The sequence below is a fragment of the Cellulomonas sp. P2_B4 genome, assembly GCF_056404795.1.
In genome coordinates, this window is sequence record NZ_JBFUDI010000003.1 from 305,050 (window position 1) to 328,063 (window position 23,014).

Sequence of the window (23,014 nt, forward strand, 5' to 3'; positions counted from 1 at the left end):
CTCTACGCGACCGGCTGCCGGTCCCGCACGAGCAGGTGCTGCCGGAAGAACGCCGCGAGCTCGTCCGTGGCGTGCAGCGGCAGGACCGCCGCGACGTACTGGTCGGGCCGCACGACGACGACGCAGCCGGCGCGGTCGATGCCCCGCAGCTCGAAGATGTCCTCGTCCGGGTGGGTCGCGAACACCAACTCGTGGTCGACCAGCCCGAACGGCCCGGTGCGCGGGCGGAAGAGCTCCGGCACCTCCGCGACGTCGACCGCGTCGTGCCGCTGCTGGTAGACCACCTTGAGGTCCAGGACGGCGTCGACCTCCTCCCCCTCGCCCGTGTGCGCGACCACTGGGGAGTCGGGTGAGGCCGCCATCCAGTCGGACCACGTCGCCAGCGCGGAGGCGTCCGCGTCGGCGAAGGCGTAGACGCGCCAGCGGCCGTCGGCGCGGTGCTCGTGCCCGAGGTGCCGGGGGTTGGAGTCGGCGACGCGCACGACCGGGGCGGACTTGAACCGCTTCCCGACGGGGAACCCGGTGGCCAGGTCCTGGTGGGCGGGCTCGGCGACGAGCATCGACGGCGGGTACTGCGTCATGAACCCGAAGAGGAACTCGGTGGTCTGCACGTAGAAGTCCGCGAGCTCGGCCCGGTCGGAGAACTCCTCGGGCTTCTTCGCCATGAGCGACGACCACTGCTTGTCGAAGTCGATGAGGTTCTGCGCGATGACCTGGCGCTCGGCCGAGTAGGTGGCCAACAGGCTCTGCGGACTGCGGCCGGACAGGACGTAGCCGAGCTTCCAGCCGAGGTTGAAGCCGTCCTGCATCGAGACGTTCATGCCCTGGCCGGCCTTCGCACTGTGCGTGTGGCAGGCGTCGCCCTCGATGAACACACGCGGGGCGCGCACGCCGATCTGGTCGAGAGGGACGTCGTCGAACCGGTCGGTGACCCGGTGGCCGACCTCGTAGACGCTGTGCCAGGCGACGTTCTTCACGTCGAGCGAGTACGGGCTCAGGATCGCGTTCGCGTGGGCGACGATCTGCTCGACGGTCGTGCCGCGCAGCGCGTCGTGGTTGTCGGCCCGGGCCTCGCCGAGGTCTACGTACATCCGGAACAGCTGCCCGCCCTCGCGCGGGATGAGCAGGATGCTGCCGCCGGAGCCGGACTGGATCGCGCACTTGCGGCGGATGTCCGGGAAGTCGGTCACGGCGAGGACGTCCATGACGCCCCAGGCATGGGCCGCGGAGCCGCCCACCGCCGTGCAGCCGATGGACCGCCGGACGCCGCTGTGCGCGCCGTCGGCGCCGACCACGTACCTCGCGCGGACGACCTTCTCCTGCCCGACGTCCGGGCCGCAGGTGCGCGCGAGGTGCACGGTGACCGGGTGGTCGCCGCCGTCGGCGATCTCGAGGTCACGGAACTCGTAGCCGTAGTCGGGCGCCATCCGCGTCGGGGCGTTCGCCATGAACTCGGCGAAGTAGTCGAGCACGCGGGCCTGGTTGACATAGAGGTGCGGGAACTCGCTGATCCCGGACGGGTCGTCGGGCGTGCGCTCACCGCGGACGATCCGGGTGGGGTCGTCCGGGTCCGGGTGCCAGAAGCAGACCTCCATGACCCGGTAGGACTCCTCGGCGATCCGTCCGGCGAACCCGAAGGCCTGGAACGTCTCGACGCTGCGCGGCTGGATCCCGTCCGCCTGGCCGATCGCCAGCCGTCCCTCGCGCCGGTCGACGATCCGCGTGGTGATGCCCGGGAACTGCGACAGCTGCGCGGCTGTGATCATTCCGGCCGGACCGGTGCCGACGACGAGGACGTCCACCTCGTCGGGAAGCTCGTCGGGCCGGTCGAGGCCGACGCCGGCCGCGGGCTGGACGCGCGGGTCGCCGGAGACGTAACCGTGGTCGTGGAACTGCATGCGACTCCTCTGACGCCGATGTCGAGGTGGAACCGATCGTATATTATCTCCTCGAACCGCATCGATGCCGCTGCGGTCGACCTGGTCCGGGAGGCCCTGCTCAGATGCCGACGGTTTCCGCGCACGTCGCGATCACGCTGGCCGCGCACGTCGACCACGTGTTCGGGGTGATGGGCAACGGCAACGCCTACTTCCTCGACGCCCTGACCTGCCAGACCGACGCGGACTTCGTCCCCGTGCGGCACGAGGCCGGCGCCGTCGTCGCGGCCGACGCGTTCCACCGGACCTCCGGCCGGCTCGCCGCCGCGACGACGACCTACGGCGCCGGGTTCACCAACACGCTCACCGCCCTCGCCGAGGCGGTGCAGGCCCACGTGCCGCTCGTCCTCGTCGTCGGCGACGAGCCGACCTCCGGGCCCCGCCCATGGGACGTCGACCAGATCGCGATGGCCTCGGCCGTCGGCGCCCGCACGTACACCGTGGGCCGCACCGACGCCGCCGCCACGACCGTCATCGCGGTCGAGCACGCGCTGACCTACCGGGTGCCGACGGTGCTCGCGATCCCCTACGACGTCGCGACCCTGGACACCGGCCCGGTGCCCGAGAGGCCGGTCCCCCGCCTTCCCCCGCCGCTCGCCGTGCGCGGGGAGTTCGCCGGCGGAGTCGTGCGGGAGATCGCCCTCGCCCTCGCCGCTGCACGGCGCCCGCTGCTCCTGGCGGGACGCGGTGCCTGGGCGGCCGGTGCGGGCGAGGCCCTCGGCGCGATCGCCGACGCCACAGGCGCGCTGACGACCACGACGGCGCTGGGGCGCGGGGTCTTCCCCCGGACCGAGTTCGACCTCGGCGTCTCCGGCGGGTTCGGCGCACAGGAGGCCATGGCGCTGGTCCGCGAGGCCGACGTCGCGCTCGTGGTGGGCGCCTCGCTCAACCAGTTCACGATGCGGTTCGGGGACCTCTTCGCGCCGGGGTGCCGGGTCTTCCAGGTCGACGTCGCACCCGCCGCGACCCACCCGCACGTGGGTGGGTACGTCCGCGGGGACGCCACGGTCGTCGCGGAGGCGATCCTCGACCAGCTCGGCGGCGCCGAGCCCAGCGGATGGCGCGAGTCCGTCGACCTGGCCGCCGCGCGCCGGCACGAGCCCGGCGACGGGACCGCACCGGACGGCCGGCTCGACCCCCGCACCGCGGCGGCGCGCCTCGGGGAGCTGCTGCCCGAGGACCGGGTGGTCGTCTCGGACGGCGGGCACTTCCTGGGCTGGTCGAACATGTACTGGCCGGTGACCGCGCCGGACCGGATGGTGATGGTCGGCACCGCCTTCCAGGCGATCGGGCTCGGCTTCCCCAGCATGGTGGGCGCGGCGCTCGCCCGGCCCGAGGCCACGGTGGTGCTGACGACCGGGGACGGGGGCGGGCTCATGGCCCTGTCCGACCTGGAGTCGGCGGTGCGGGTCGCGGCCGGCCACGGGATCGCGGTCGTGTGGAACGACGGGGCGTACAGCGCGGAGATGCACCTCTACGGTCGCAAGGGTCTGGCGCGCGAGCCGATGCTCATCCCGGACGTCGACTTCGCCGGCGTGGCCACCGCGCTCGGCGCCCAGGGCGTGGCCGTCCGGTCGGTGGAGGACCTCGAGGCGCTCACCACGTGGCGCGCCCGACCGGCCGACGAACGCCCGTTCCTGCTCCTGGACCTGCGGATCTCCGGGTCCGTGGTCGCACCGTTCTGGGAGGAGATCACCCGGGCGAGCGGCTGAGGCCGGCGGACGACCGACTTCTCACCACCAGACGAGGGAGCCATGACCCACGACAACGACGGCGGCGCGGACGCCAGGTTCTCCGCGCTTCCCGGCCGCCCGGGCAAGATCGTCGCGATCCACCTCAGCTACGCCTCGCGTGCCGACCAGCGCGGCCGCCGCCCGACCCACCCGTCGTACTTCTTCAAGCCGTCGAGCTCCGTGGCCGCCTCCGGTGGCACCGTCGAACGTCCGCTCGGCACCGAGCTGCTGGCCTTCGAGGGAGAGATCGCGCTCGTCGTCGGCACCACGGCACGACGCGTCCCGCTCGAGCGCGCGTGGGACCACGTCGCCTGGGTCACGGCGGCGAACGACCTCGGGCTGTACGACCTGCGCGCGAACGACCGGGGCTCGAACGTCCGGTCCAAGGGCGGCGACGGGTTCACCCCGGTCGGCCCGGGACTGCTGGACGCCCGGGCCGTCGACCCCGGTGCGCTGCGGCTGCGGACGTGGGTCAACGGCGAGCCGCGCCAGGACGACACGACCGCGGGCCTGCTGTTCCCCCTCGAGCAGCTGGTGGCCGACCTCTCGCAGCACCTGACGCTCGAGCCCGGCGACATCATCCTGACGGGCACCCCGGCGGGCTCCTCGGTGGTCGTCCCCGGCGACGTGGTCGAGGTCGAGGTGGACGCGCCGGACGCGGCTGGGGCGCCGACCTCGGGCCGACTCGTCACGACCGTCACGCAGGGCGCGCACCCGTTCGACGGCGCGCTCGGGTCGTTGCCCGCCGTCGACGACGTGCAGCGCGCCGAGGCGTGGGGAGCGGGGACGTCCGAGCCCGTCCGCGTCCGCCTCACGCCGGAGCTGCGCGAGAAGCTGGTGCGGGCGCCGGTCGCCGGGCTCAGCGCACAGCTGCGCAAGCGGGGTCTGAACGCCGTCACGATCGACGGGGTGCATCCGATGCACCCCGGAGCCAAGCTCGTCGGCACGGCACGCACCCTGCGGTTCGTGCCCGCCCGCGAGGATCTCTTCGCCACCCACGGCGGCGGGCAGAACGCCCAGAAGCGCGCCTTCGACGCCGTCGACGAGGGCGAGGTGATCGTCATCGAGGCGCGGGGCGAGACCGGGTCCGGGACGTTCGGCGACATCCTCGCGCTGCGCGCCCACGTGCGCGGCGCCGCCGGCATCGTCACCGACGGTGGCGTGCGCGACGTCGACGCGGTCGCCGCCGTCGGCATCCCCGTCTACTCGGCCGGCCCGCACCCCGCGGTGCTCGGTCGTCGGCACGTGCCGTGGGACGTCGACGTCGCGGTCGCCTGCGGCGGGACGACCGTCGAGCCGGGCGACGTCGTGGTCGGCGACCGGGACGGCGTCGTCGTCATCCCCCCGGCCCTCGTCGAGGAGGTCGTGGACGCGACCCTCGCCCAGGAGGAGGAGGACGGCTGGATCGCCGAGCAGGTCGCCGCCGGTCACCCGGTCGACGGCCTCTTCCCCATGAACGCACAGTGGAAGGCGCGGTTCGACGCACGGAGGCGCGACCGGTGAGCGAACGGAGCAAGTCGCAGCGGGCCTACCTCTGGCTCAAGGAGCGGATCTCCCGCCAGGAGCTGGCGCCGGGCTACCGGCTCGTCCTCGGCTCGATCGCCGACGAGCTCGACATGAGCGTCGTGCCGGTACGCGAGGCGATCCGTCGGCTCGAGGCGGAGGGCCTGGTGACGTACGAGCGGAACGTCGGGGCGCGGGTGTCGATGATCGACGACACCCAGTACCGGCACAGCATGGAGACCCTCGCCATCCTCGAGGGATCGGCCACCGCGCTCGCCGCCCGACGCCTGACCACCGACGACCTGCGGCACGCGCGCGAGCTCAACCGCCGGCTGGTCGAGTCGCTCGACGACTTCGACCCGCGGCTCTTCACCTCGCTGAACCAGCGGTTCCACTCGGTGCTCTTCGCCGCCTGCCCGAACCCGCGCATGCTCGCGCTCGTCGAGGCCGAGTGGGTGCGGCTGGGCCACCTGCGCGACTCGACGTTCAGCTTCGTGCCCGGCCGCGCGCAGGAGTCGGTGCGCGAGCACGAGACCATCGTCGACCTCATCGAGACCGGCGCACCGCTGGCCGACATCGAGCGTGCCGCCCGCCGGCACCGCTCGGCCACGCTCGCCGCGTACCTGAGCCACGAGCACCCTGACGTGACGACCGCACTGGAAGAGGCCACCCATGGCTGAGACCCACCTGCCCGCCGACCTCCCCTCGCGCCTCCAGCACTACATCGGCGGCGAGCACGCCGACTCCGCGGACGGCGGGACGTTCGGGGTGCTCGACCCGGTGTCGAACGAGACGTACCTGCACGCCGCTGCGGGTCAGGCCGCGGACGTCGACCGGGCCGTCGCGGCGGCTCGGCACGCGTTCGAGAACGGTCCCTGGCCGCGGATGCTGCCCCGCGAGCGCTCGCGCGTCCTGCACCGGATCGCGGACATCGTCGAGTCGCGCGACGCCCGGCTGGCCGAGCTCGAGAGCTTCGACTCCGGCCTGCCGATCACCCAGGCGCTCGGCCAGGCACGGCGGGCCGCGGAGAACTTCCGGTTCTTCGCCGACCTCGTCGTGGCCCAGTCCGACGACGCGTTCAAGGTGCCCGGGCGACAGCTCAACTACGTCAACCGCAAGCCGATCGGCGTCGCCGGCCTCATCACGCCCTGGAACACGCCGTTCATGCTCGAGTCGTGGAAGCTCGGACCCGCGCTGGCGACCGGCAACACGGTCGTCCTCAAGCCTGCGGAGTTCACGCCGCTGTCGGCGTCGCTGTGGGCCGGGATCTTCGAGGAGGCGGGCGTGCCGACGGGCGTGTTCAACCTCGTGCACGGACTCGGGGAGGAGGCGGGCGACGCCCTGGTCAAGCACCCCGACGTCCCGCTCATCTCGTTCACGGGCGAGAGCCGGACCGGGCAGCTCATCTTCGCCAACGCGGCACCGCACCTCAAGGGCCTCTCGATGGAGCTCGGGGGCAAGTCCCCCGCCGTCGTCTTCGCCGACGCGGACCTCGAGGCTGCGATCGACGCGACGATCTTCGGGGTGTTCTCGCTCAACGGCGAGCGGTGCACGGCGGGCAGCCGGATCCTGGTCCAGCGCGAGATCTACGACGAGTTCGTCGAGCGCTACGCGGCCCAGGCCAAGCGCGTCGTCGTCGGTCCCCCGCACGAGGCGAGCACCGAGGTCGGCGCCCTCGTGCACCCGGAGCACTACGAGAAGGTCATGGGCTACATCGAGATCGGCCGGGCCGAGGGGCGTCTGGTCGCCGGCGGCGGTCGGCCCGACGGATTCCCGACCGGCAACTACGTGGCGCCGACGGTCTTCGCCGACGTCCCGGCCGACGCGCGGATCTTCCAGGAGGAGATCTTCGGCCCCGTCGTCGCCATCACGCCGTTCGACACCGAGGAGGAGGCGCTCGCGCTGGCCAACGGCGTGAGGTACGGGCTCGCGGCGTACGTGTGGACGAACGACCTGCGCCGCGCGCACACCTTCGCCCAGGCGGTCGAGTCGGGGATGGTCTGGCTCAACAGCAACAACGTCCGCGACCTGCGGACCCCGTTCGGCGGGGTCAAGGCCTCCGGGCTCGGCCACGAGGGCGGCTACCGCTCGATCGACTTCTACACCCACCAGCAGGCCGTGCACGTGACGCTGGGCGAGCCGCACCACCCGACCTTCGGCAAAGGACGCTGACGTGAGCACCCCGATCACCCCGGACGGGACCGAGCCCGTCGTGACCGCCGACGACCCGATCCGGACCGCCGACCCCATCCCGACGCCGTCGTCGCCGCCACCCGACATCCTGCGCGCCGCCTCGATGGAGCTCGTCGTCACCGACCTCGCGGCGTCGCGCAGCTTCTACGTGGACGTCCTCGGTCTGGTCGTGACCGAGGAGGACGACGAGTGCGTCTACCTGCGCAGCTTCGAGGAGTTCATCCACCACAACCTCGTCCTGCGCGCGGGGCCCGTCGCGGCGGTCGCCGCGCTCTCGTTCCGCGTCCGCTCCCCCGAGGACCTCGACAAGGCGGTCGCGTTCTACGGCGAGCTCGGGTGCCGGGTCGAGCGGCGGCCGGAGGGCTTCGTGAAGGGCATCGGAGACTCGGTGCGCGTGCAGGACCCGCTGGGGTTCCCCTACGAGTTCTTCCACGACGTCCAGCACGTCGAGCGGCTCGCGTGGCGCTACGACCTCTACACGCCGGGCACCCTGGTGCGCCTCGACCACTTCAACCAGGTGACCCCCGACGTGCCGCGCGCCGTGGCGTACATGGAGGACCTCGGGTTCCGGGTGACCGAGGACATCCAGGACGAGGCCGGCACCACCTACGCGGCCTGGATGCGTCGCAAGCCGACCGTCCACGACACCGCGATGACCGGCGGGAACGGCCCGCGCCTGCACCACGTCGCCTTCGCGACCCACGAGAAGCACAACATCCTGGCGATCTGCGACAAGCTCGGTGCGCTGCGGATGTCGGACCGGATCGAGCGGGGTCCCGGTCGCCACGGGGTGTCCAACGCGTTCTACCTCTACCTGCGCGACCCCGACGGGCACCGCTTCGAGATCTACACCCAGGACTACTACACGGGCGACCCGGACAACCCGGTGGTCACCTGGGACGTCCACGACAACCAGCGCCGGGACTGGTGGGGCAACCCCGTCGTCCCGTCCTGGTACACCGAGGCGTCCCTGGTGCTCGACCTCGACGGTGTCCCGCAGCCGGTCGTCGCGCGCACGGACACCAGCGAGATGGAGGTGACGATCGGCGCGGACGGCTTCTCGTACACCCGCAAGGGCGACGCTCCCGACGAGCTTCCGAGCTGGAAGCAGGGCGAGTACAAGCTGGGTCACCAGCTGTGACCGGGTGGTCGTTGCCCTCCGGCACCATCACGGCGATCGCCGACGAGCTCGCCGTCGCGGAGCGCGACCGCGCCACGGTGCCGCTGCTGACCGCCCGCCACCCCGGCATGACCGTCGAGGACGCGTACGCGGTCCAGGGCGAGTGGCGGCGCCGGGCGGTGTCCGCCGGTCGGCGGCCCGTCGGCCACAAGATCGGCCTGACGTCGAAGGTCATGCAGGTGGCGACCGGCATCGACGAGCCGGACTACGGGGCCATCTTCGACGACATGGTCGTCGAGAGCGGTTCGGTCGTCGAGCACGCCCGGTTCTCGAACGTCCGCATCGAGGTCGAGCTGGCGTTCCGGCTGGCCGAGCCCGTCGACAGGGACGCGACCCTCGACGACGTCCTGCGGGCCACCGAGTACGTGGTGCCCGCCCTCGAGATCCTGTCGTCCCGCATCGAGCTGGAGGGACGCACGATCGTCGACACCATCAGCGACAACGCGGCGATGGGAGCGATGGTCCTCGGCACCACCCACGTCGCGCCCGGCGACGTCGACCTGCGCTGGGTCGCCGCGCTGCTGTACCGGAACGGGGAGGTCGAGGAGTCCGGCGTCGCGGGTGCCGTGCTCGACCATCCCGCCAGGGGCGTCGTCTGGCTGGCGAACAAGCTGGCCCAGCACGGCGACCGTCTCGAGGCCGGCGAGCTCGTGCTCGCGGGCTCGTTCACCCGTCCGATGTGGGTGCACCCGGGCGACACCGTGCTGGCCGACTACCGCGACCTGGGGACGATCACATGCCGCTTCGACTGACGCCGACGTTCCGCGACGCCCTCGCGGCGGCCGACCGGCCGCTGGCCGGCATGTGGGTGTGCACGGGCAGCCCCCTGGTCGCGGAGATCTGTGCCGGCTCCGGGCTGGACTGGCTGCTCGTCGACATGGAGCACTCGCCCAACGGGCTGGAGTCCGTGCTCGCGCAGCTCCAGGCCGTCGCCGACTACCCCGTGACCCCGGTCGTGCGGGTGTCGACCGGCGACGCCGTCCTCATCCAGCAGGTGCTCGACCTCGGGGCGCAGAACCTCCTCGTGCCCATGGTGTCGTCGGCGGAGTCGGCGCGGGCCGCTGTCGAGGCCGTCCGCTACCCGCCCCGCGGACGCCGTGGCGTCGGCTCCGCGCTCGCGCGCTCGGCCCGGTGGAACCGCGTCGACGGGTACCTGGAGCACGCCGACGACCACGTGTCGCTGTTCGTGCAGATCGAGACCGCCGAGGGCGTGGACGCTGCCGACGCGATCGCGGCGGTCGACGGCGTCGACGGCGTCTTCGTCGGGCCGTCGGACCTCGCCGCCTCGATGGGGCTGCTCGGCGAGCAGGGCCACCCGGACGTCGTCGCCGCCGTGCACCGGGCGTTCGAGGCCGTGCGCGGGGCGGGCAAGCCGGTCGGTGTCAACGCGTTCGACCCGGCCCTGGCGCGCTCGTACGTCGATGCCGGCGCGTCGTTCGTGCTCCTTGGCGCCGACGTGACGCTCCTGGCACGGGGCTCCGAGGAGCTCGCCGCTCGGCTCAGCTGACCCGATGGCGCCCGTCGACGGCTCATCGCGAGCCGGGGACCCGTCGAGACCGCGTCGAATCTGACTCTCGGTCAAATTCCTTGATTCTTGACGCCGCGCGAGGGCCTCAGATCGACTCGGTGTGACGAAACGATGGTGATATCGCAGAGCGCGGACCACCGGAGGTCCGCCGAAGGAGACACCGAGATGACCTTGCTGTCCGAGTCCCCCGTCGTTGCTCGCAGTCACGTGACCTCCCTCGCGGACGTCACGGCGGCGGCCGTCAGGGGCGACGTGCACGCGTGGGTCGAGGCCGTCGCCGAGCTGACCGAGCCGGACGCCGTGGTGTGGTGCGACGGTTCCGACGGTGAACGCCGGGCGCTCGTCGAGCAGATGGTGCGCACCGGGACGCTCCTGCCGCTCGACCCCGACCTGCGCCCGGGCAGCTACCTTGCGCGCTCCGACCCCGACGACGTCGCGCGGGTCGAGGGGAGGACGTTCATCTGCCCGGCCGACGAGGCCGACGCGGGGCCGACCAACAACTGGCGCGAGCCGTCCGCCATGCGCGCGGAGCTCGACACGGTGTTCGCCGGGAGCATGCGCGGCCGCACGATGTACGTCGTGCCCTTCTCGATGGGCCCGGTGGGCGGACCGCTGTCCCAGGTAGGCGTCCAGGTCACCGACTCCCCGTACGTCGTCGTGAGCATGCACGTGATGACCCGCGTCGGGCGCGCGGTGCTCGACCTGGTCGAGGCGGGCGCGCCGTTCGTGCCCGCCGTGCACTCCCTCGGCTCTCCCCTGCAGGACGGCGAGCGAGACGTGCCGTGGCCGTGCAACCCGACGAAGTACATCGCCCACTTCCCCGAGACCCGCGAGATCTGGTCGTACGGCTCGGGCTACGGCGGGAACGCGCTGCTGGGCAAGAAGTGCTTCGCGCTGCGCATCGCCTCGGTGATGGGCCGCGACGAGGGCTGGCTGGCGGAGCACATGCTCCTGGTCCGGCTCACCTCGCCACAGGGTCGCCGCTACCACGTGGCCGCCGCGTTCCCCTCGGCCTGCGGCAAGACGAACCTGGCGATGCTCGTCCCCACGCTGCCGGGCTGGCGCGTCGAGACGATCGGCGACGACATCGCCTGGCTGCGCCCCGGCCCGGACGGCTCGCTGCGGGCGATCAACCCGGAGGCGGGCTTCTTCGGGGTCGCGCCGGGCACGAGTCCGACGACGAACCCCGCGGCGATCGAGACGCTGCGCCGCGACACGATCTTCACCAACGTGGCGCTGACGCCCGAGGGCGACGTGTGGTGGGAAGGGCTGACGCAGGAGGCTCCCCCGCACCTCGTGGACTGGACCGGTCGCGCCTGGACCCCGGACGCCGACCGCCCGGCCGCTCACCCCAACTCCCGGTTCACGGTCGCGGCCGACCAGTGCCCGACGATCGCCGACGGCTGGGACGCGCCCGAGGGCGTGGCTCTCGACGCGATCGTGTTCGGCGGCCGCAGGGCGACCAACGTCCCGCTCGTCGCCCAGGCGGAGAGCTGGGAGCACGGCGTGTTCATGGGCGCGACGATCTCGTCGGAGCGCACGGCCGCGGCCGAGGGCGTCGTCGGCGAGCTGCGTCGCGACCCGTTCGCGATGATGCCGTTCTGCGGCTACGACATGGCCGACCACTGGGCGCACTGGCTGCGCGTCGGGGCCTCCCTCGACGCCTCGCACCGCCCGCTCGTCTTCCAGGTCAACTGGTTCCGCAAGGACGACGACGGCCGGTTCCTGTGGCCCGGGTTCGGCGAGAACTCGCGCGTGCTCGCCTGGATGGTCGAGCAGGTCGACCGCGCGCGCGGCCTGCGCACGGACGTGGGCGCCGTGCCGAGTCCGGTGGGCCTGCTGCCCGCGCCCGGGGCCCTCGACACGCGGGGACTCGACCTCGACGAGGGGGCGCTGGACCAGCTGTTCGCGATCGACCCCGACTCCTGGGCTCTCGAGGCCGACCTGACCGAGGAGTTCTTCGCGATCTTCGGCGACCGGGTGCCGTCGGCCCTGCGGGACCGGCTCGCCCGGCTGCGGGATCAGCTCACCCGCTGACCGGGGTCGGGGCCTTCCTCTCAGGCACTGGCGAAGCGGGGACGGATGACTGACGCCGCGTCCGTCGTCGCACGGTCCGCGGGCGCCGTCGACCAGACCCTCTCGCCGCCGTCGATCCCCTCGCCGTCCGGGCCCGACGGCGGGAGACTCGGGTCGTGCCCGATCGGAGCGACGACGGCGAGCGGCTCGCCGAGTACCGCGCGAAGCGGGACCCGGCGCGCACACCCGAGCCCGTGCCGGCGCCGGGCGAGGGACCGCCGCCGGGTGACGGCCGGTCGTTCGTCATCCAGGAGCACCACGCCCGCGCGCTGCACTGGGACTTCCGTCTCGAGCGCGACGGGGTGCTCGTGTCCTGGGCGGTGCCCAAGGGGTTGCCGCAGGACCAGATGACCAACCACCTGGCGGTCCACACCGAGGACCACCCGCTCGAGTACGCGACGTTCGAGGGCCGGATCGGAGAGGGCGAGTACGGCGGCGGTCAGGTCACCGTCTGGGATCACGGCACGTACGACCTGGTGAAGTGGTCCGACCGCGAGGTGCAGGTGGTGCTGCACGGCGAGCGCGTCCAGGGTCGGTACGTGCTGTTCGCCACCCGCCCGAAGGGCCGGCCGGCCGGCGCCCCGGACGACGGCAAGAGCTGGATGGTGCACCGCATGGACCCGCCGACGCGGCCGGACTGGCAGCCTCTGCCGGACCTCGTCCGGCCGATGCTCGCGTCCGCGGGCGGGCTGCCCACCGACGACGAGGACTGGGCGTACGAGATGACGTGGGACGGCGTGCGCGCGGTCGCGTACGTCGACGGCGGCCGCGTGCGGCTCATGTCCCGCGACGACCAGGACATCACGCGTTCCTACCCCGAGATCGCCGCGATGGGCCTGCAGGTCGGCTCGACGCCCGTGGTGCTCGACGGGGAGCTCGTGGCCTTCGACTCCGGCGGCGCCCCGGACGACGGCCTGCTCCAGCAGCGCGTGCAGGTGACGGACGCGCCGGCGGCCCGACGGCTGGCCCGCACCGTGCCCGTGGTCTATCTCGTGTTCGACGTGCTCCACCTCGACGGGACGTCGACGGTCGCGCTCTCCTACGACGAGCGCCGCAGCCTGCTCGAGGGCCTCGCCCTCACGGGCGCGTTCTGGCAGACTCCCCCGTCGTTCGACGGCCCAGGGTCGGACGTCCTGGCCGCGAGCCGGGCGAACCGGCTCGCGGGCGTCGTCGCCAAGCGGCGGTCGGCGCCCTATCGTCCCGGCAGCCGCTCGCCCGACTGGATCGCGGTCACGCACGACGCCTGAACACGCCGGACGCGTCAGGTGCGCCCACCCGCCACGGGCCACTGGTTCGGTTGCGCGTCGATCTGCCCCGCGGAACGGCGGAGATCTCCGGCAGATCAGACAAACTTCCGTGCGTCAAGGCTTGACTTATGCGCGCAACGCGCAGAACCTGTCTGAGTCCGCACCGAGGAGCCAAGGGTGGCTCCGATCGAAGGAGTGATGGCGTTGCGATGGATAAAGAGGTCCACTGCAGGACGACTGGCCGTGGTCGCGGCCACGGCGGTAGCGATGACTCTCGGCTTCGCCGGGGCCGCGTCCGCAGGCCCGGGCGGCGGTCATGAACCACAGAAGCACGGGAAGTCGATCTCCGACCACGAGATCAGCGTCCAGCTCTTCAACTTCTTCGCCTACATCGGGTTCGACGCGTCGCCCGAGGCGCAGGCCCGCCAGGAGGAGGTGCTGAGCCGGCTGTCCGCGGCGGGCTACCGCAACGTCGAACCGGTCGACTACACGAGCTTCCAGGGTCTGGGTGCGGCCCAGTACCGGGCGCTGCTGGACAAGTACGGCCTCAAGGCGTCGGGGCTGCACACGTCGATCACCATGGACACCACGGACGACGAGTGGAACGCCAAGGTGGCGATCGCGAAGGAGATCGGCTCGCCGTACGTCGGAGCCGGGGCCGACCCGAGGACGTTCACGACGGCCGCGGAGTGGATCGCGTTCGCGAAGAAGATCGACCACTTCGGCGAGCTGGCCCGCAAGCAGGGACTGCGGTACATGGTCCACTCGCACGACTGGGAGTTCGCGCCGGTCGAGGGCACGACAGGCTACGACCTGCTGCAGAAGTACACCCGGTCGAAGAACGTCGTCTTCGAGCTCGACCTCTACTGGGTCACCAAGGCCGGCGTCGACCCGATCACGGTCATTCACAAGTACGGCGACCGGATCAAGCTGTTCCACGTGAAGGACATGGCTGCTGACGGGTCGATCACCACCGTGGGCCAGGGCACGATCGACTTCCCGAGCATCTTCGCGGCGGCTGGGAAGGGCATCAAGTACTACGTCATCGAGCGCGACCCGCCGTTCACGGACCCGACCTACGACCCGTTCGGTCCGAGCCTCGCAGGTCTCGAGTACCTCCAGACCGTCAGGTTCTGACCTTCCCTGCTCGATCGCTGCACGAAGGTGGGTCCGTCCTCGTCGAGGCGGACCCGCCTTCGCGCACTGCCCGCCGATCGGGCGCAGATGTGCATGGTTCGACACCTCACGCACCGAACCAGCCATGCGGCGATCCCTCGTCGGCCATGATGTCCCGGTGGTAGCCATGAACCCGTCGCCCTCCGCGCCGTCGCGGTCCGTGCTCGACCCCCGCATCACGTCGCTGTCCGCCGTGCTCGACCTCGTGCGCAGCGGCAGCGCCACCACCCGGTCCGAGGTCGAGCACCTGACGGGGCTCGGGCGCAAGGTCGTCGCCCAGCGCGTCGCCGAGCTGATCGAGCTCGGACTCCTGTCCGAGGGCGCCCTGGGCCCGTCGACCGGTGGGCGCGCACCTCGCCGGCTGCGGTTCGAGCCGGAGACCGGACTCGTCCTGGTCGCGGCCTTCGGCGCGACGGGCGTGAGCGCCGGGCTCGCCGACCTCTCCGGGCAGGTGCTGACGCAGACCTACCGGACGCACAGCATCGCCGACGGACCGGTACCYGCCCTCGACCTCGTCCTGGAGCTGTGGCGCGAGCTGCTCGACGCCGTGTCCGTCGACCAGCCCGAGGCGCGGGTGTGGGGCGTGGGTCTCGGTGTGCCCGGTCCGGTGGAGTTCTCGACCGCGCGTCCCGTGTCCCCACCGATCATGCCGGGCTGGGACGACTACCCGATCCGCGAGCACGTCCAGCGCACGTGGCCCGTGCCCGTGTGGGTCGACAACGACGTGAACGCCATGGCGCTCGGCGAGCTCCGCACGGGCGTCGCGCGCGGCCGCAGCGACGTGGTGTACGTCAAGATCGGCACCGGCATCGGCGCCGGGGTCGTGTCCCGCGGCGGCCTGCACCGGGGAGCCCAGGGAGTCGCCGGCGACGTCGGTCACATCGCGGTACGCGAGCAGCTCGGCGTGCCGTGCCGGTGCGGGCGCACCGACTGCCTCGAGGCGGTCGCGGGCGGCGCGGCACTCGTCGCCCAGGCGCGTGGCGCGGCCCAGGACGGCACGAGCCCGATCCTTGCCGGCCTGCTCGACCGGGACGGCACCCTCACGGTCCGGCACCTCACCGAAGCGGCCGAGCACGGCGACCGCACGACCGCCGAGCTCCTGCGGACCGCGGGGCGTCGGGTGGGCGAGATGCTCGCGTCGCTGATCAACACGCTCAACCCTGCGCTCATCATCCTCGGCGGGCACGTCGCCGAGTCGGGAGACCTCCTCCTCGCGGCCGTCCGGCAGGCGATCTACGAGCGATCGCTGCCCCTCGCGACGCGCGACCTCGTCATCGCTCGCTCGCTCGACAGCGACGTCGTCGGCATCACCGGCGTCGCGTTCACGGTGATCGACGAGGTGTTCGCCCCGAGCGCGCTCGAACGATGGGTCGGTGCCGGCCGCCCAGGGCCCGACCTGTGCTGACGTCGACGACCCTGCGCGCAAAGTACGCTCGCCGCCCTGGAGACCATGTGCCGGCCCTTGCGGCCGTCCTCGAACGCGTCTGACGCGTCAGCCCTTCGGCAGCGGCGCCCAGAACGACCACGGCTCCCCCTCCGGCCCCAGCGCCCCGTACTCCCGCACGCCGTAGGCCTGGTCCTCCGGTGGGAACGTGATCGTTCCGCCCCGGGCGACGACTGCCGCGTGGTGCGCGTCGACGTCCCGGACCGTGACGACGAGCATCCCGGTGGCCGCGCCGAGCATCGACGGGGAGGCGAGCCGCCACCGGGCGGCGACCCGGTGGAGCATGACGATGCCGTCGGCGGTGCGGACCTCGGCGTGCACCACCACCCCGTCGTCGTCCCGCACGAGCGGCCCCGGCTCCAGCCCGAAGACGTCGACGAGGTGCCGGTGCGCGGCCTCGAGGTCGGAGTACACCAGGACCGCGATCCGGCGCAGCGGCTCGATGGCGGCCACGGGCCGGTCCTCCAGGACGGCGAGGAGGCGGCGGCAGACGTTCTCGTCGGCGCGTTCGACCAGCTCGTCGGCCCGCACGTCGGTCAGCCGGTGCAGCAACCGCTCCATGCGCAGCACCTGGTCCTCGAGCGCGGCCAGATGACCGCGCAGCGCACCGTCGAGGCTCCACGCGGGGTCGTCGAGGGCGCGACCGACCTCGTCGAGCGTCGCGCCGAACCTGCGCAGGACGCTGATGCGGTACAGCCGCTCGACGTGCTCCCGGCCGTACAAGAGCTGGGCCAGCACGCTCGCGTCCGGCGCCTCGATCACCCGGTGACCGGCGGCTGAGCGATCGGGGCGCAGCAGCCCGATGTCGTCGTAGTGGTGCAGCGTCCGCACGGTCAGGCCGGACACCTCGGCGAGCTCGCCGACCCGCCAGGAGGTCTCGCCGCCCTCGGACACGTCTACGCCAGGGGTGTGTGCAGCGCCCACCGGTGCCCGAACGGGTCGACGAGCCACCCGCGCCGCTCGTCGCCCTGGTCCGCCGGCTCACGGTCGGCGGTCGCGCCCGCGGCGACCGCGGCCGCGTAGACGGCGTCCACGTCGGCCACCTCGAGGACGATCGCGCAGGAGCTGTGGCCCAGCGTCGCCGGCGCGTAGGCGCCGTACTCGTGGAACTCGTCGGAGAGGTAGAACGCGTCGTCGCCCACCGCGAGCGCGGCGAAGCCGATCCGGCCGCCGCCCTCGTCGCGCCCGCCAACCTCCTGCGCCCCGAAGGCCGCGGCGTAGAACGCGATCGCCGCCTCGGCGTCGTGCACCGTCAGGTAGGGAACCAGCTTCGTCATCGTGGGCTCCTCGGGTCGTCGGGACCGTTGCGGTTCACGACGCTAGGCCCTCACGCAACGTGAGGTGCAAGACCCTGTCGCGAGTTCTCAGTCGTCCCAGGGCGGCGTGTCGTCGAGCTTGGCGTAGTACTTGGCCAGATGGCTCTTGATCCGGTCGCGGTCCTTGTCCGGCACGTCGACGCCGCCCCGCGAACCCTGCATCACGGCGGCCGCCGCGAACACCCCACGCGGGACGGCCTTCAGCCGACCGTCGACCACGTCCGCGATGAGCAGCTTGTACGCGGTGAAGTTCTCCTTCGCATCCGCGTCGTACCAGACGTGCGCGTCGCGGTACTTCTCGTTCGGCTCGTCCGTCGCCTTCGCCCACTCGCGGACGCGCCTCTCGGCGGCGTCGCCGTCCCACGCGCGGTCGCGGTCGGCCAGCGGGAAGTCTCCGAATGCGGTCACAGCCATGTCCGTTCCTCTCTCGCTCGACGGTCGTCGGTGTCTCCGGTCGACGGTGGCACCGGAGAGCCGCCGACGCATCCGGACGGGCCCGATGGGCGCGCGCCCGGGAGATCTGTCACGCTCGATCCATGCCCATCGAAGACGAAGCGAAGGCCCTCCACGAAGTGGTCGAGCGGATCGAGGCCAAGTTCCCGCAGGTCCCGGCCGAGCAGGTGCAGGAGCAGGTGGACGCGGCGGTGGCGGAGCTCGACGGCTCGGTCGTCCGCGACTTCGTGCCCGTGCTGGTCGAGCACAAGGTGGCCGACGAGATCCGCCAGCACGACGCGCACTGACGCACCCCCAGCTGTTTCCCTGACGTTGGCTCTGCCGTCTTTGTCCGTATGTGCGGCCTCGCCAGACTCTGCACGTGAAACCTGGCATCTCGCGCGCCGTCGCGCCCCTCGCCCTGCTGGCCACCGTGAGCGCGCTGGCGATCGCGCTGCCCGTCTCGGCGTCCGCCGACGAGGCGGCGCCTGCCGTCAGGATCACCGAGTGGATGTACAACCCGGTCCTCTCCTCGGGCGAGTACGTCGAGATCACCAACCTCGGCACGGCCCCGGTGAGCCTGGCCGGCTGGTCGTTCGACGACGACAGCAGGGCGCCGGGGACGGTGCCGCTGGACGCGCTGGGCAGCCTCGCGGTCGGTGAGTCCGCGATCATCACCGAGTCCGCGGACGGGACGTTCCGCAGCCAGTGGGGCCTGAGCGGGCCCGTGAAGATCCTTGCCGGCAACACCACCAACCTGGGCCGCGCGGACGAGATCAACCTCTTCGACGGGCCCGACGCGGCCGCCGACCTCGTCGACCGGCTGACCTACAACGACCAGGGCACCGGCACCGTGAAGGGTCCGCGCACGCTGGGCGTCGCCGGGGTCCCGACGACCGCGGCGGCGCTCGGCGCCAACGACGCGTCGCAGTGGCAGGTCTCGGTCGTCGCTGACGCCGAGGCGTCCCGCGCCTCGACCGTGGGCGACGTCGGCTCGCCGGGCACGAGCCGGTTCGCGCCGGTCGCGCCCGTGAGCACCTGGGCCGACGTCCGCATCAACGAGGTCTCCTCGGACAACACGGCCACCCCCGTGGGTGACGCGATCGAGCTGTACAACAGCGGTGCGGCCGACGTCAGCATCGCCGGCTGGCTGCAGATCGACAGCGGCCTGGCCAGCGCGGCCGCTCCTCTGGCGGCAAGGCTGCCCGACGGCACGGCGACCACGGTCGTCGCGGCGCACGGCTTCGTCTACCTCGGCTCCACGAAGGGTCTGGGCAGCGGCGGTGACGGCGTGAAGATCTACCTGCCCGACGGCCCGTCCGGTACCGCCGGGACGCTGGTCGACTCGGTGTCGTACACCGCGGGCCAGGCGGGCTCCGACGAGACGAACGGCTTCGGCGCGGGCGCGTACGCGCGCTGCCCCGACGGCTCGGGTGCCTTCGTCCCCGTGACGACCAAGAGCTTCGGCGCCTCGAACGCGACCGCGTGCCAGACACCCGCGACCGACCCGAGCACGCCCGGCGGCGGCACCACGCTGCTCTGCCAGCCCGAGGCACCGGACCCGGCCGGCGCCCTGCCCGCCACGGCCCTCGTGCCGGGCACCTGGCCGGGTTCCGCCACGGTCGCCGTCGCGGACACGCAGTGTGCATGGATCACGTCGACGGGTCCGGAGGGACGCGACGTCAGCGGTCTGGTCTTCGACCCGAGCAACGCGAACGTCCTGTACTCGGTGAAGAACAAGAGCTGGGTGTACCGGCTGGTGAAGCAGGGCACCCTCTGGGTCCCCGACACCAGCAACGGCTGGGGCGCCGGCAAGCAGATCTTCTTCCCCGGGAGCACGGAAACCGCGACGAACCAGCCCGACTCCGAGGGCCTGACCGTCGGCCCCGACGGCGCGCTGTACGTGACCACCGAGCGCAACAACGCGGCGAACACCGTCCCGCTGAACTCGGTGCTCCGCATCGACCCGACCCAGCCGGGCACGCAGCTCGTCGCCACCGACCAGTGGAACCTGACCGCCGAGTTCCCCGAGCTGCACGCCGGCAGCAAGACCGAGGCGAACCTCGGGTTCGAGGGCGTCACGTTCGTCCCCGACAGCTACCTGGTGGCCAACGGCTTCGTCGACGCCTCCACGGGCCTGACCTACGCGCCGAGCAGCTACCCGCTGCACGGCACCGGCCTGTACTTCGCGGCGCTGGAGAACGACGGAAAGCTCTACGCCTACGCGCTGAACAGCGACCACACGTTCCACCGCGTCGCGACCGTCGACACCGGCATGGGCCACGTGATGGACGTGCAGTACGACGCCGACGCCCAGCGGATCTGGGCGCTCTGCGACAACACGTGCGGGGTCACCTCGACGGTGCTCAAGGTGAGCTCGACCGGGACGATCGTCCCCGAGGTCGCATACAGCCGGCCGACGACCCTGCCCGTGGACAACATCGAGGGCTTCGCCGTGGCGCCGAGCTCGACGTGCGTCGACGGCACCAAGGAGGTCGTCTGGTCCGACGACGGCCTCTGGGGAACCGGCGCGGGCACGCCCGGCGAGGGGCACGCGCTGTACAGCGGCCGGGTCAGCTGTGACCTGGGCCTGGGCGGGCAGGGCGTACCGCCGGGACCAGCCGCCTGGATCTCGTCGAAGATCTACACCACGGGCGACAAGGTGACCTACTCCGGGAAGGTGTTCCGCGCGCAGTGGTGGACCTCGGGCGAGGTCCCCGGCTCGAGCGCCTACGGCTCCTGGGAGGAGCTCGCGACGGCCGCCGACGGCACCGCGATCTGGACGCCGTCGCGCGTCTTCAACGCCGGCGACGTGGTCGTCTACAACGCCAAGCTGTACAAGGCGCAGTGGTGGACCCGTAACCAGGTCCCGGGCGGCGTCGGCGGACCGTGGACCGAGGTGCCGGCGCCCGTCCCGGCCGGCTCCTTCCCCGCATGGAGCGCAGCGACCGTCTACGTCGGCGGCGAGAAGGTGACCTACCTCGGCCACACCTACCAGGCGCAGTGGTGGACCTCCGGCGTCACCCCGGGCACGGCCTGGAGCGCCTGGAAGCTCCTGGCGTAAGCGTCACCACAAGGTCGCGGACAACACCGCGTCACTCGCCGCGCTCGCCGGTGTCGGCCGACGCTACGACGATCTCGGCGTGGATCGTGACGTCCGAGCGCGGACCGCGCCGCGGCTTGGTGTACTCCTCGGCGGCGGACAGCTCGGACGCCTCCTTGCTCAGCCGCGGTCCGCCGAGGTTGTCCTCGACGGCACCGAGCCCGTCATCGTCGGTCGGTGGCTGGCTCACCGGTGTCATGGGGCCCTCCGGGGTCGGTTGCTGAGACGCTACCGCCCAGCGGACCACCCGAACCCCGCGTCCCGGACGAGCGGGATGTGGTGGCGCGGCGCCCGGCCGGACGGACCGTGGTCCGTCCGGGCCGCGAGGCGGGCCACCGGGTCGTCGCGCACGGCGTCGACCCGGGCCTGTACCCACGCCGCGGCGGAGCCGGACATCAGGCCGGCCCGGTGCTCCGGTCGAGGGCGTCGCTCTCGTCGGCCGGCTCGGCCGCCGGTGGCTCGGGCATCGCATCGGTGCGGCCGCGGACCAGGACCTCGGCCGCGTGGTCCGCGAGCGCGAAGCCCGCCGAGCCGTAGAGATGGAACACCGCGTCCGCGCCGTGCCGCTCCAGCTCGGCGACGTCGTCGTCGTAGCGCGCGACCGCCGCGACCTTGCCGCTGAACCCAGCGGCCTGCAGGCGCGCCAGGGCGATCAGGTTGGCGTTGTGGAACGGCATCGCCAGGACCGCCATCTGGACGCGGCCGGCGCGCTGGACCCGCATCCAGAACTCCAGGTCGGTCGCGTCCGCGCGCACGACCTTGAACCCCTCCTCCTCGAGGGCGGACACGCGCGTCTGGTCGTGCTCGACGCCGACGACGGACAGCCCGTACTCGTCGCGCAGCCGGACGTACGTCGCGGAGCCCACGCGGCCGAGGCCGAGCACGATCGCGTCCGCGTCGCCGACGTCGACCAGCCGGTCGTCCGGGTGCAGCTTGTCGGTGTCCCGCCGGGGCAGCATGCGCGAGAGCCGGGTGGCGAGCTCGACGCCGCGGCGGTTGATGATCGCGGACAGGGCGAAGCTGAAGGCGACCGCGAGTGAGACCACCACGACCCACTGGTCGTCGAGCAGGCCGGTGCTCGCACCGACGGCGACGACGATGATCCCGAACTCGGAGAAGTTGGAGAGCACCAGCGCCGCGAGGAACGACGTGCGCCGCCGCAGCCGCATGATCCACAGGACGACGGCGTAGGCCGCGACCTGGAACGGCAGGAGCAGCAGGAGGAGCAGCGCGAGCCCGATCTCGAGCGGGTGCGGCGTGCCGTGCAACCCGATCTGCAGGAAGAACGCGACGAGCAGCAGGTCCTTGAACGTCATGAGGGACCGGGACAGCTCGCCCGCCTGCGGGTGGGACGCGAGCAGCACCCCCACCACGAGCGCGCCGACGTCGCCGTCGATGCCGACGTACTCGAACAGCCCGTACCCGAGCACGACGGCGACCGTCACCCCGAACAGCGCCTGCAGCTCGCCGTGGCCGACGCGGTCCCAGATCCGGTGCAGCACCCACGCGCCGGGGATGAGCAGGAAGAGCAGCAGCGCCCACGGGCTGGGCGCCTCCCCGCTGGACAGCGACAGGAAGATCACGGCGGCGACGTCCTGCATGACGAGCACGCCGACGGCGATGCGCCCGTAGAGGGAGGTCGTGTCCGAGCGGTCGTCGAGCACCTTGACGACGAAGACGGTCGAGGAGAACGAGAGAGCGAACCCGACGAGCGCGAGCGCGCCCCACGACTCGTCGGCGACGAAGCCGAAGCCGATCACGGCGATCAGGCCGAGGAAGCCGAGCGCGATCGCGACGCTCAGCGTGATGTGCACGAGGGTCGTCAGCCAGATCTCACGCCGCAGCAGCGTGCGGACGTCGAGCTTGAGGCCGATGGCGAACAGCAGGAGGATGACGCCGAACTTCGCGATCGAGTCGAGGTAGGGCAGGTCGGGAGCGCCGACCGCGCCCAGCGCGAAGCCGGCGGCGAGGAAGCCGACGAGCGGCGGCAAGCGGAGCGTGACCGCGAGGAGCCCGCCGAGCACCGCCGCAACCAGGTACAGGGCCGCTGCTTCCATGGGGTGCCTCTCGCCGGCGGGGGTGGTGAGGCCCCTTATCCTGCCTGGTCCGCGTCTCGGCCTCATGTGCCGATATACCTTCGATTCTC

Annotated in this window: 19 protein-coding genes; 13 read left to right on the plus strand and 6 right to left on the minus strand. The window is 72.2% G+C overall.

Going from position 1 to position 23,014, the window contains the following annotated elements; genetic code table 11:
- Positions 1 to 2: 2 nt before the first annotated feature.
- Positions 3 to 1,898: an FAD-binding monooxygenase gene (locus tag AC1DZC_RS06410; protein ID WP_477042633.1), complete on the minus strand. Its 1,896-nt coding sequence runs from the start codon at positions 1,896 to 1,898 to the stop codon at positions 3 to 5.
- A 104-nt stretch (positions 1,899 to 2,002) separates the two neighbouring features.
- Here AC1DZC_RS06410 and AC1DZC_RS06415 point away from each other — a divergent pair, with 104 nt between their 5' ends.
- From AC1DZC_RS06415 to AC1DZC_RS06465, 11 genes are all read left to right on the plus strand, one after another.
- The gene (locus AC1DZC_RS06415; protein WP_477042634.1) at positions 2,003 to 3,649 is read left to right on the plus strand and encodes a thiamine pyrophosphate-binding protein; all 1,647 of its coding nucleotides are present in this window, start codon (positions 2,003 to 2,005) and stop codon (positions 3,647 to 3,649) included.
- Between the two features lie 42 nt (positions 3,650 to 3,691).
- Positions 3,692 to 5,173 (plus strand): fumarylacetoacetate hydrolase family protein, encoded by a 1,482-nt coding sequence (locus AC1DZC_RS06420; RefSeq protein ID WP_477042635.1) that lies wholly within the window; start codon positions 3,692 to 3,694, stop codon positions 5,171 to 5,173.
- Positions 5,170 to 5,853, plus strand: a complete 684-nt coding sequence (locus AC1DZC_RS06425) for a GntR family transcriptional regulator (RefSeq protein ID WP_477042636.1) — start codon at positions 5,170 to 5,172, stop codon at positions 5,851 to 5,853. Before AC1DZC_RS06420 ends, AC1DZC_RS06425 begins: the two co-directional genes overlap by 4 nt.
- Positions 5,846 to 7,345: a 5-carboxymethyl-2-hydroxymuconate semialdehyde dehydrogenase gene (gene hpaE, locus AC1DZC_RS06430; RefSeq protein ID WP_477042637.1), complete on the plus strand. Its 1,500-nt coding sequence runs from the start codon at positions 5,846 to 5,848 to the stop codon at positions 7,343 to 7,345. The genes AC1DZC_RS06425 and hpaE overlap by 8 nt, the downstream gene beginning before the upstream one ends.
- A 13-nt stretch (positions 7,346 to 7,358) precedes the next feature.
- On the plus strand, positions 7,359 to 8,507 hold the full coding sequence (hpaD, locus tag AC1DZC_RS06435; RefSeq protein ID WP_477042837.1) for a 3,4-dihydroxyphenylacetate 2,3-dioxygenase: 1,149 nt from the start codon (positions 7,359 to 7,361) through the stop codon (positions 8,505 to 8,507).
- 11 nt (positions 8,508 to 8,518) lie between these two features.
- Positions 8,519 to 9,298 (plus strand): 2-keto-4-pentenoate hydratase, encoded by a 780-nt coding sequence (locus tag AC1DZC_RS06440; protein ID WP_477042638.1) that lies wholly within the window; start codon positions 8,519 to 8,521, stop codon positions 9,296 to 9,298.
- Positions 9,283 to 10,053 (plus strand): HpcH/HpaI aldolase family protein, encoded by a 771-nt coding sequence (locus AC1DZC_RS06445; RefSeq protein ID WP_477040107.1) that lies wholly within the window; start codon positions 9,283 to 9,285, stop codon positions 10,051 to 10,053. The genes AC1DZC_RS06440 and AC1DZC_RS06445 overlap by 16 nt, the downstream gene beginning before the upstream one ends.
- Before the next feature lie 186 nt (positions 10,054 to 10,239).
- Entirely contained in the window at positions 10,240 to 12,111 is a 1,872-nt protein-coding gene (locus AC1DZC_RS06450) for a phosphoenolpyruvate carboxykinase (GTP) (RefSeq protein ID WP_477040108.1), read from the plus strand.
- A gap of 155 nt (positions 12,112 to 12,266) precedes the next feature.
- Entirely contained in the window at positions 12,267 to 13,397 is a 1,131-nt protein-coding gene (locus tag AC1DZC_RS06455) for a DNA polymerase ligase N-terminal domain-containing protein (protein ID WP_477042639.1), read from the plus strand.
- Between the two features lie 267 nt (positions 13,398 to 13,664).
- Positions 13,665 to 14,534: a sugar phosphate isomerase/epimerase family protein gene (locus AC1DZC_RS06460; protein WP_477042640.1), complete on the plus strand. Its 870-nt coding sequence runs from the start codon at positions 13,665 to 13,667 to the stop codon at positions 14,532 to 14,534.
- Between the two features lie 166 nt (positions 14,535 to 14,700).
- On the plus strand, positions 14,701 to 15,978 hold the full coding sequence (locus AC1DZC_RS06465) for an ROK family protein (RefSeq protein WP_477042641.1): 1,278 nt from the start codon (positions 14,701 to 14,703) through the stop codon (positions 15,976 to 15,978).
- Between the two features lie 87 nt (positions 15,979 to 16,065).
- Here the strand turns inward: AC1DZC_RS06465 and AC1DZC_RS06470 are convergent, their stop codons facing one another.
- From AC1DZC_RS06470 to AC1DZC_RS06480, 3 genes are all read right to left on the minus strand, one after another.
- Positions 16,066 to 16,911, minus strand: coding sequence for a MerR family transcriptional regulator (locus tag AC1DZC_RS06470; RefSeq protein WP_477042642.1), 846 nt, complete (start codon positions 16,909 to 16,911; stop codon positions 16,066 to 16,068).
- A gap of 2 nt (positions 16,912 to 16,913) precedes the next feature.
- The gene (locus AC1DZC_RS06475) at positions 16,914 to 17,294 is read right to left on the minus strand and encodes a VOC family protein (protein WP_477040113.1); all 381 of its coding nucleotides are present in this window, start codon (positions 17,292 to 17,294) and stop codon (positions 16,914 to 16,916) included.
- An 87-nt stretch (positions 17,295 to 17,381) separates the two neighbouring features.
- Complete coding sequence (locus tag AC1DZC_RS06480; RefSeq protein ID WP_477042643.1) at positions 17,382 to 17,747, minus strand: hypothetical protein; 366 nt, start codon at positions 17,745 to 17,747, stop codon at positions 17,382 to 17,384.
- Between the two features lie 122 nt (positions 17,748 to 17,869).
- Between AC1DZC_RS06480 and AC1DZC_RS06485 the strand changes: the two genes are divergently transcribed.
- Positions 17,870 to 18,073, plus strand: a complete 204-nt coding sequence (locus AC1DZC_RS06485) for a three-helix bundle dimerization domain-containing protein (protein WP_477040115.1) — start codon at positions 17,870 to 17,872, stop codon at positions 18,071 to 18,073.
- 74 nt (positions 18,074 to 18,147) lie between these two features.
- Positions 18,148 to 20,829 carry a lamin tail domain-containing protein gene (locus tag AC1DZC_RS06490; protein ID WP_477042644.1) on the plus strand — a complete coding sequence of 894 codons (2,682 nt, stop codon included), beginning with the start codon at positions 18,148 to 18,150 and terminating at the stop codon, positions 20,827 to 20,829.
- A 31-nt stretch (positions 20,830 to 20,860) separates the two neighbouring features.
- Here AC1DZC_RS06490 and AC1DZC_RS06495 read toward each other — a convergent pair whose 3' ends face one another.
- Complete coding sequence (locus AC1DZC_RS06495) at positions 20,861 to 21,058, minus strand: hypothetical protein (protein ID WP_477042645.1); 198 nt, start codon at positions 21,056 to 21,058, stop codon at positions 20,861 to 20,863.
- A 205-nt stretch (positions 21,059 to 21,263) separates the two neighbouring features.
- Positions 21,264 to 22,925: a cation:proton antiporter domain-containing protein gene (locus tag AC1DZC_RS06500; RefSeq protein ID WP_477040118.1), complete on the minus strand. Its 1,662-nt coding sequence runs from the start codon at positions 22,923 to 22,925 to the stop codon at positions 21,264 to 21,266.
- Between the last annotated feature and the right edge of the window lie 89 nt (positions 22,926 to 23,014).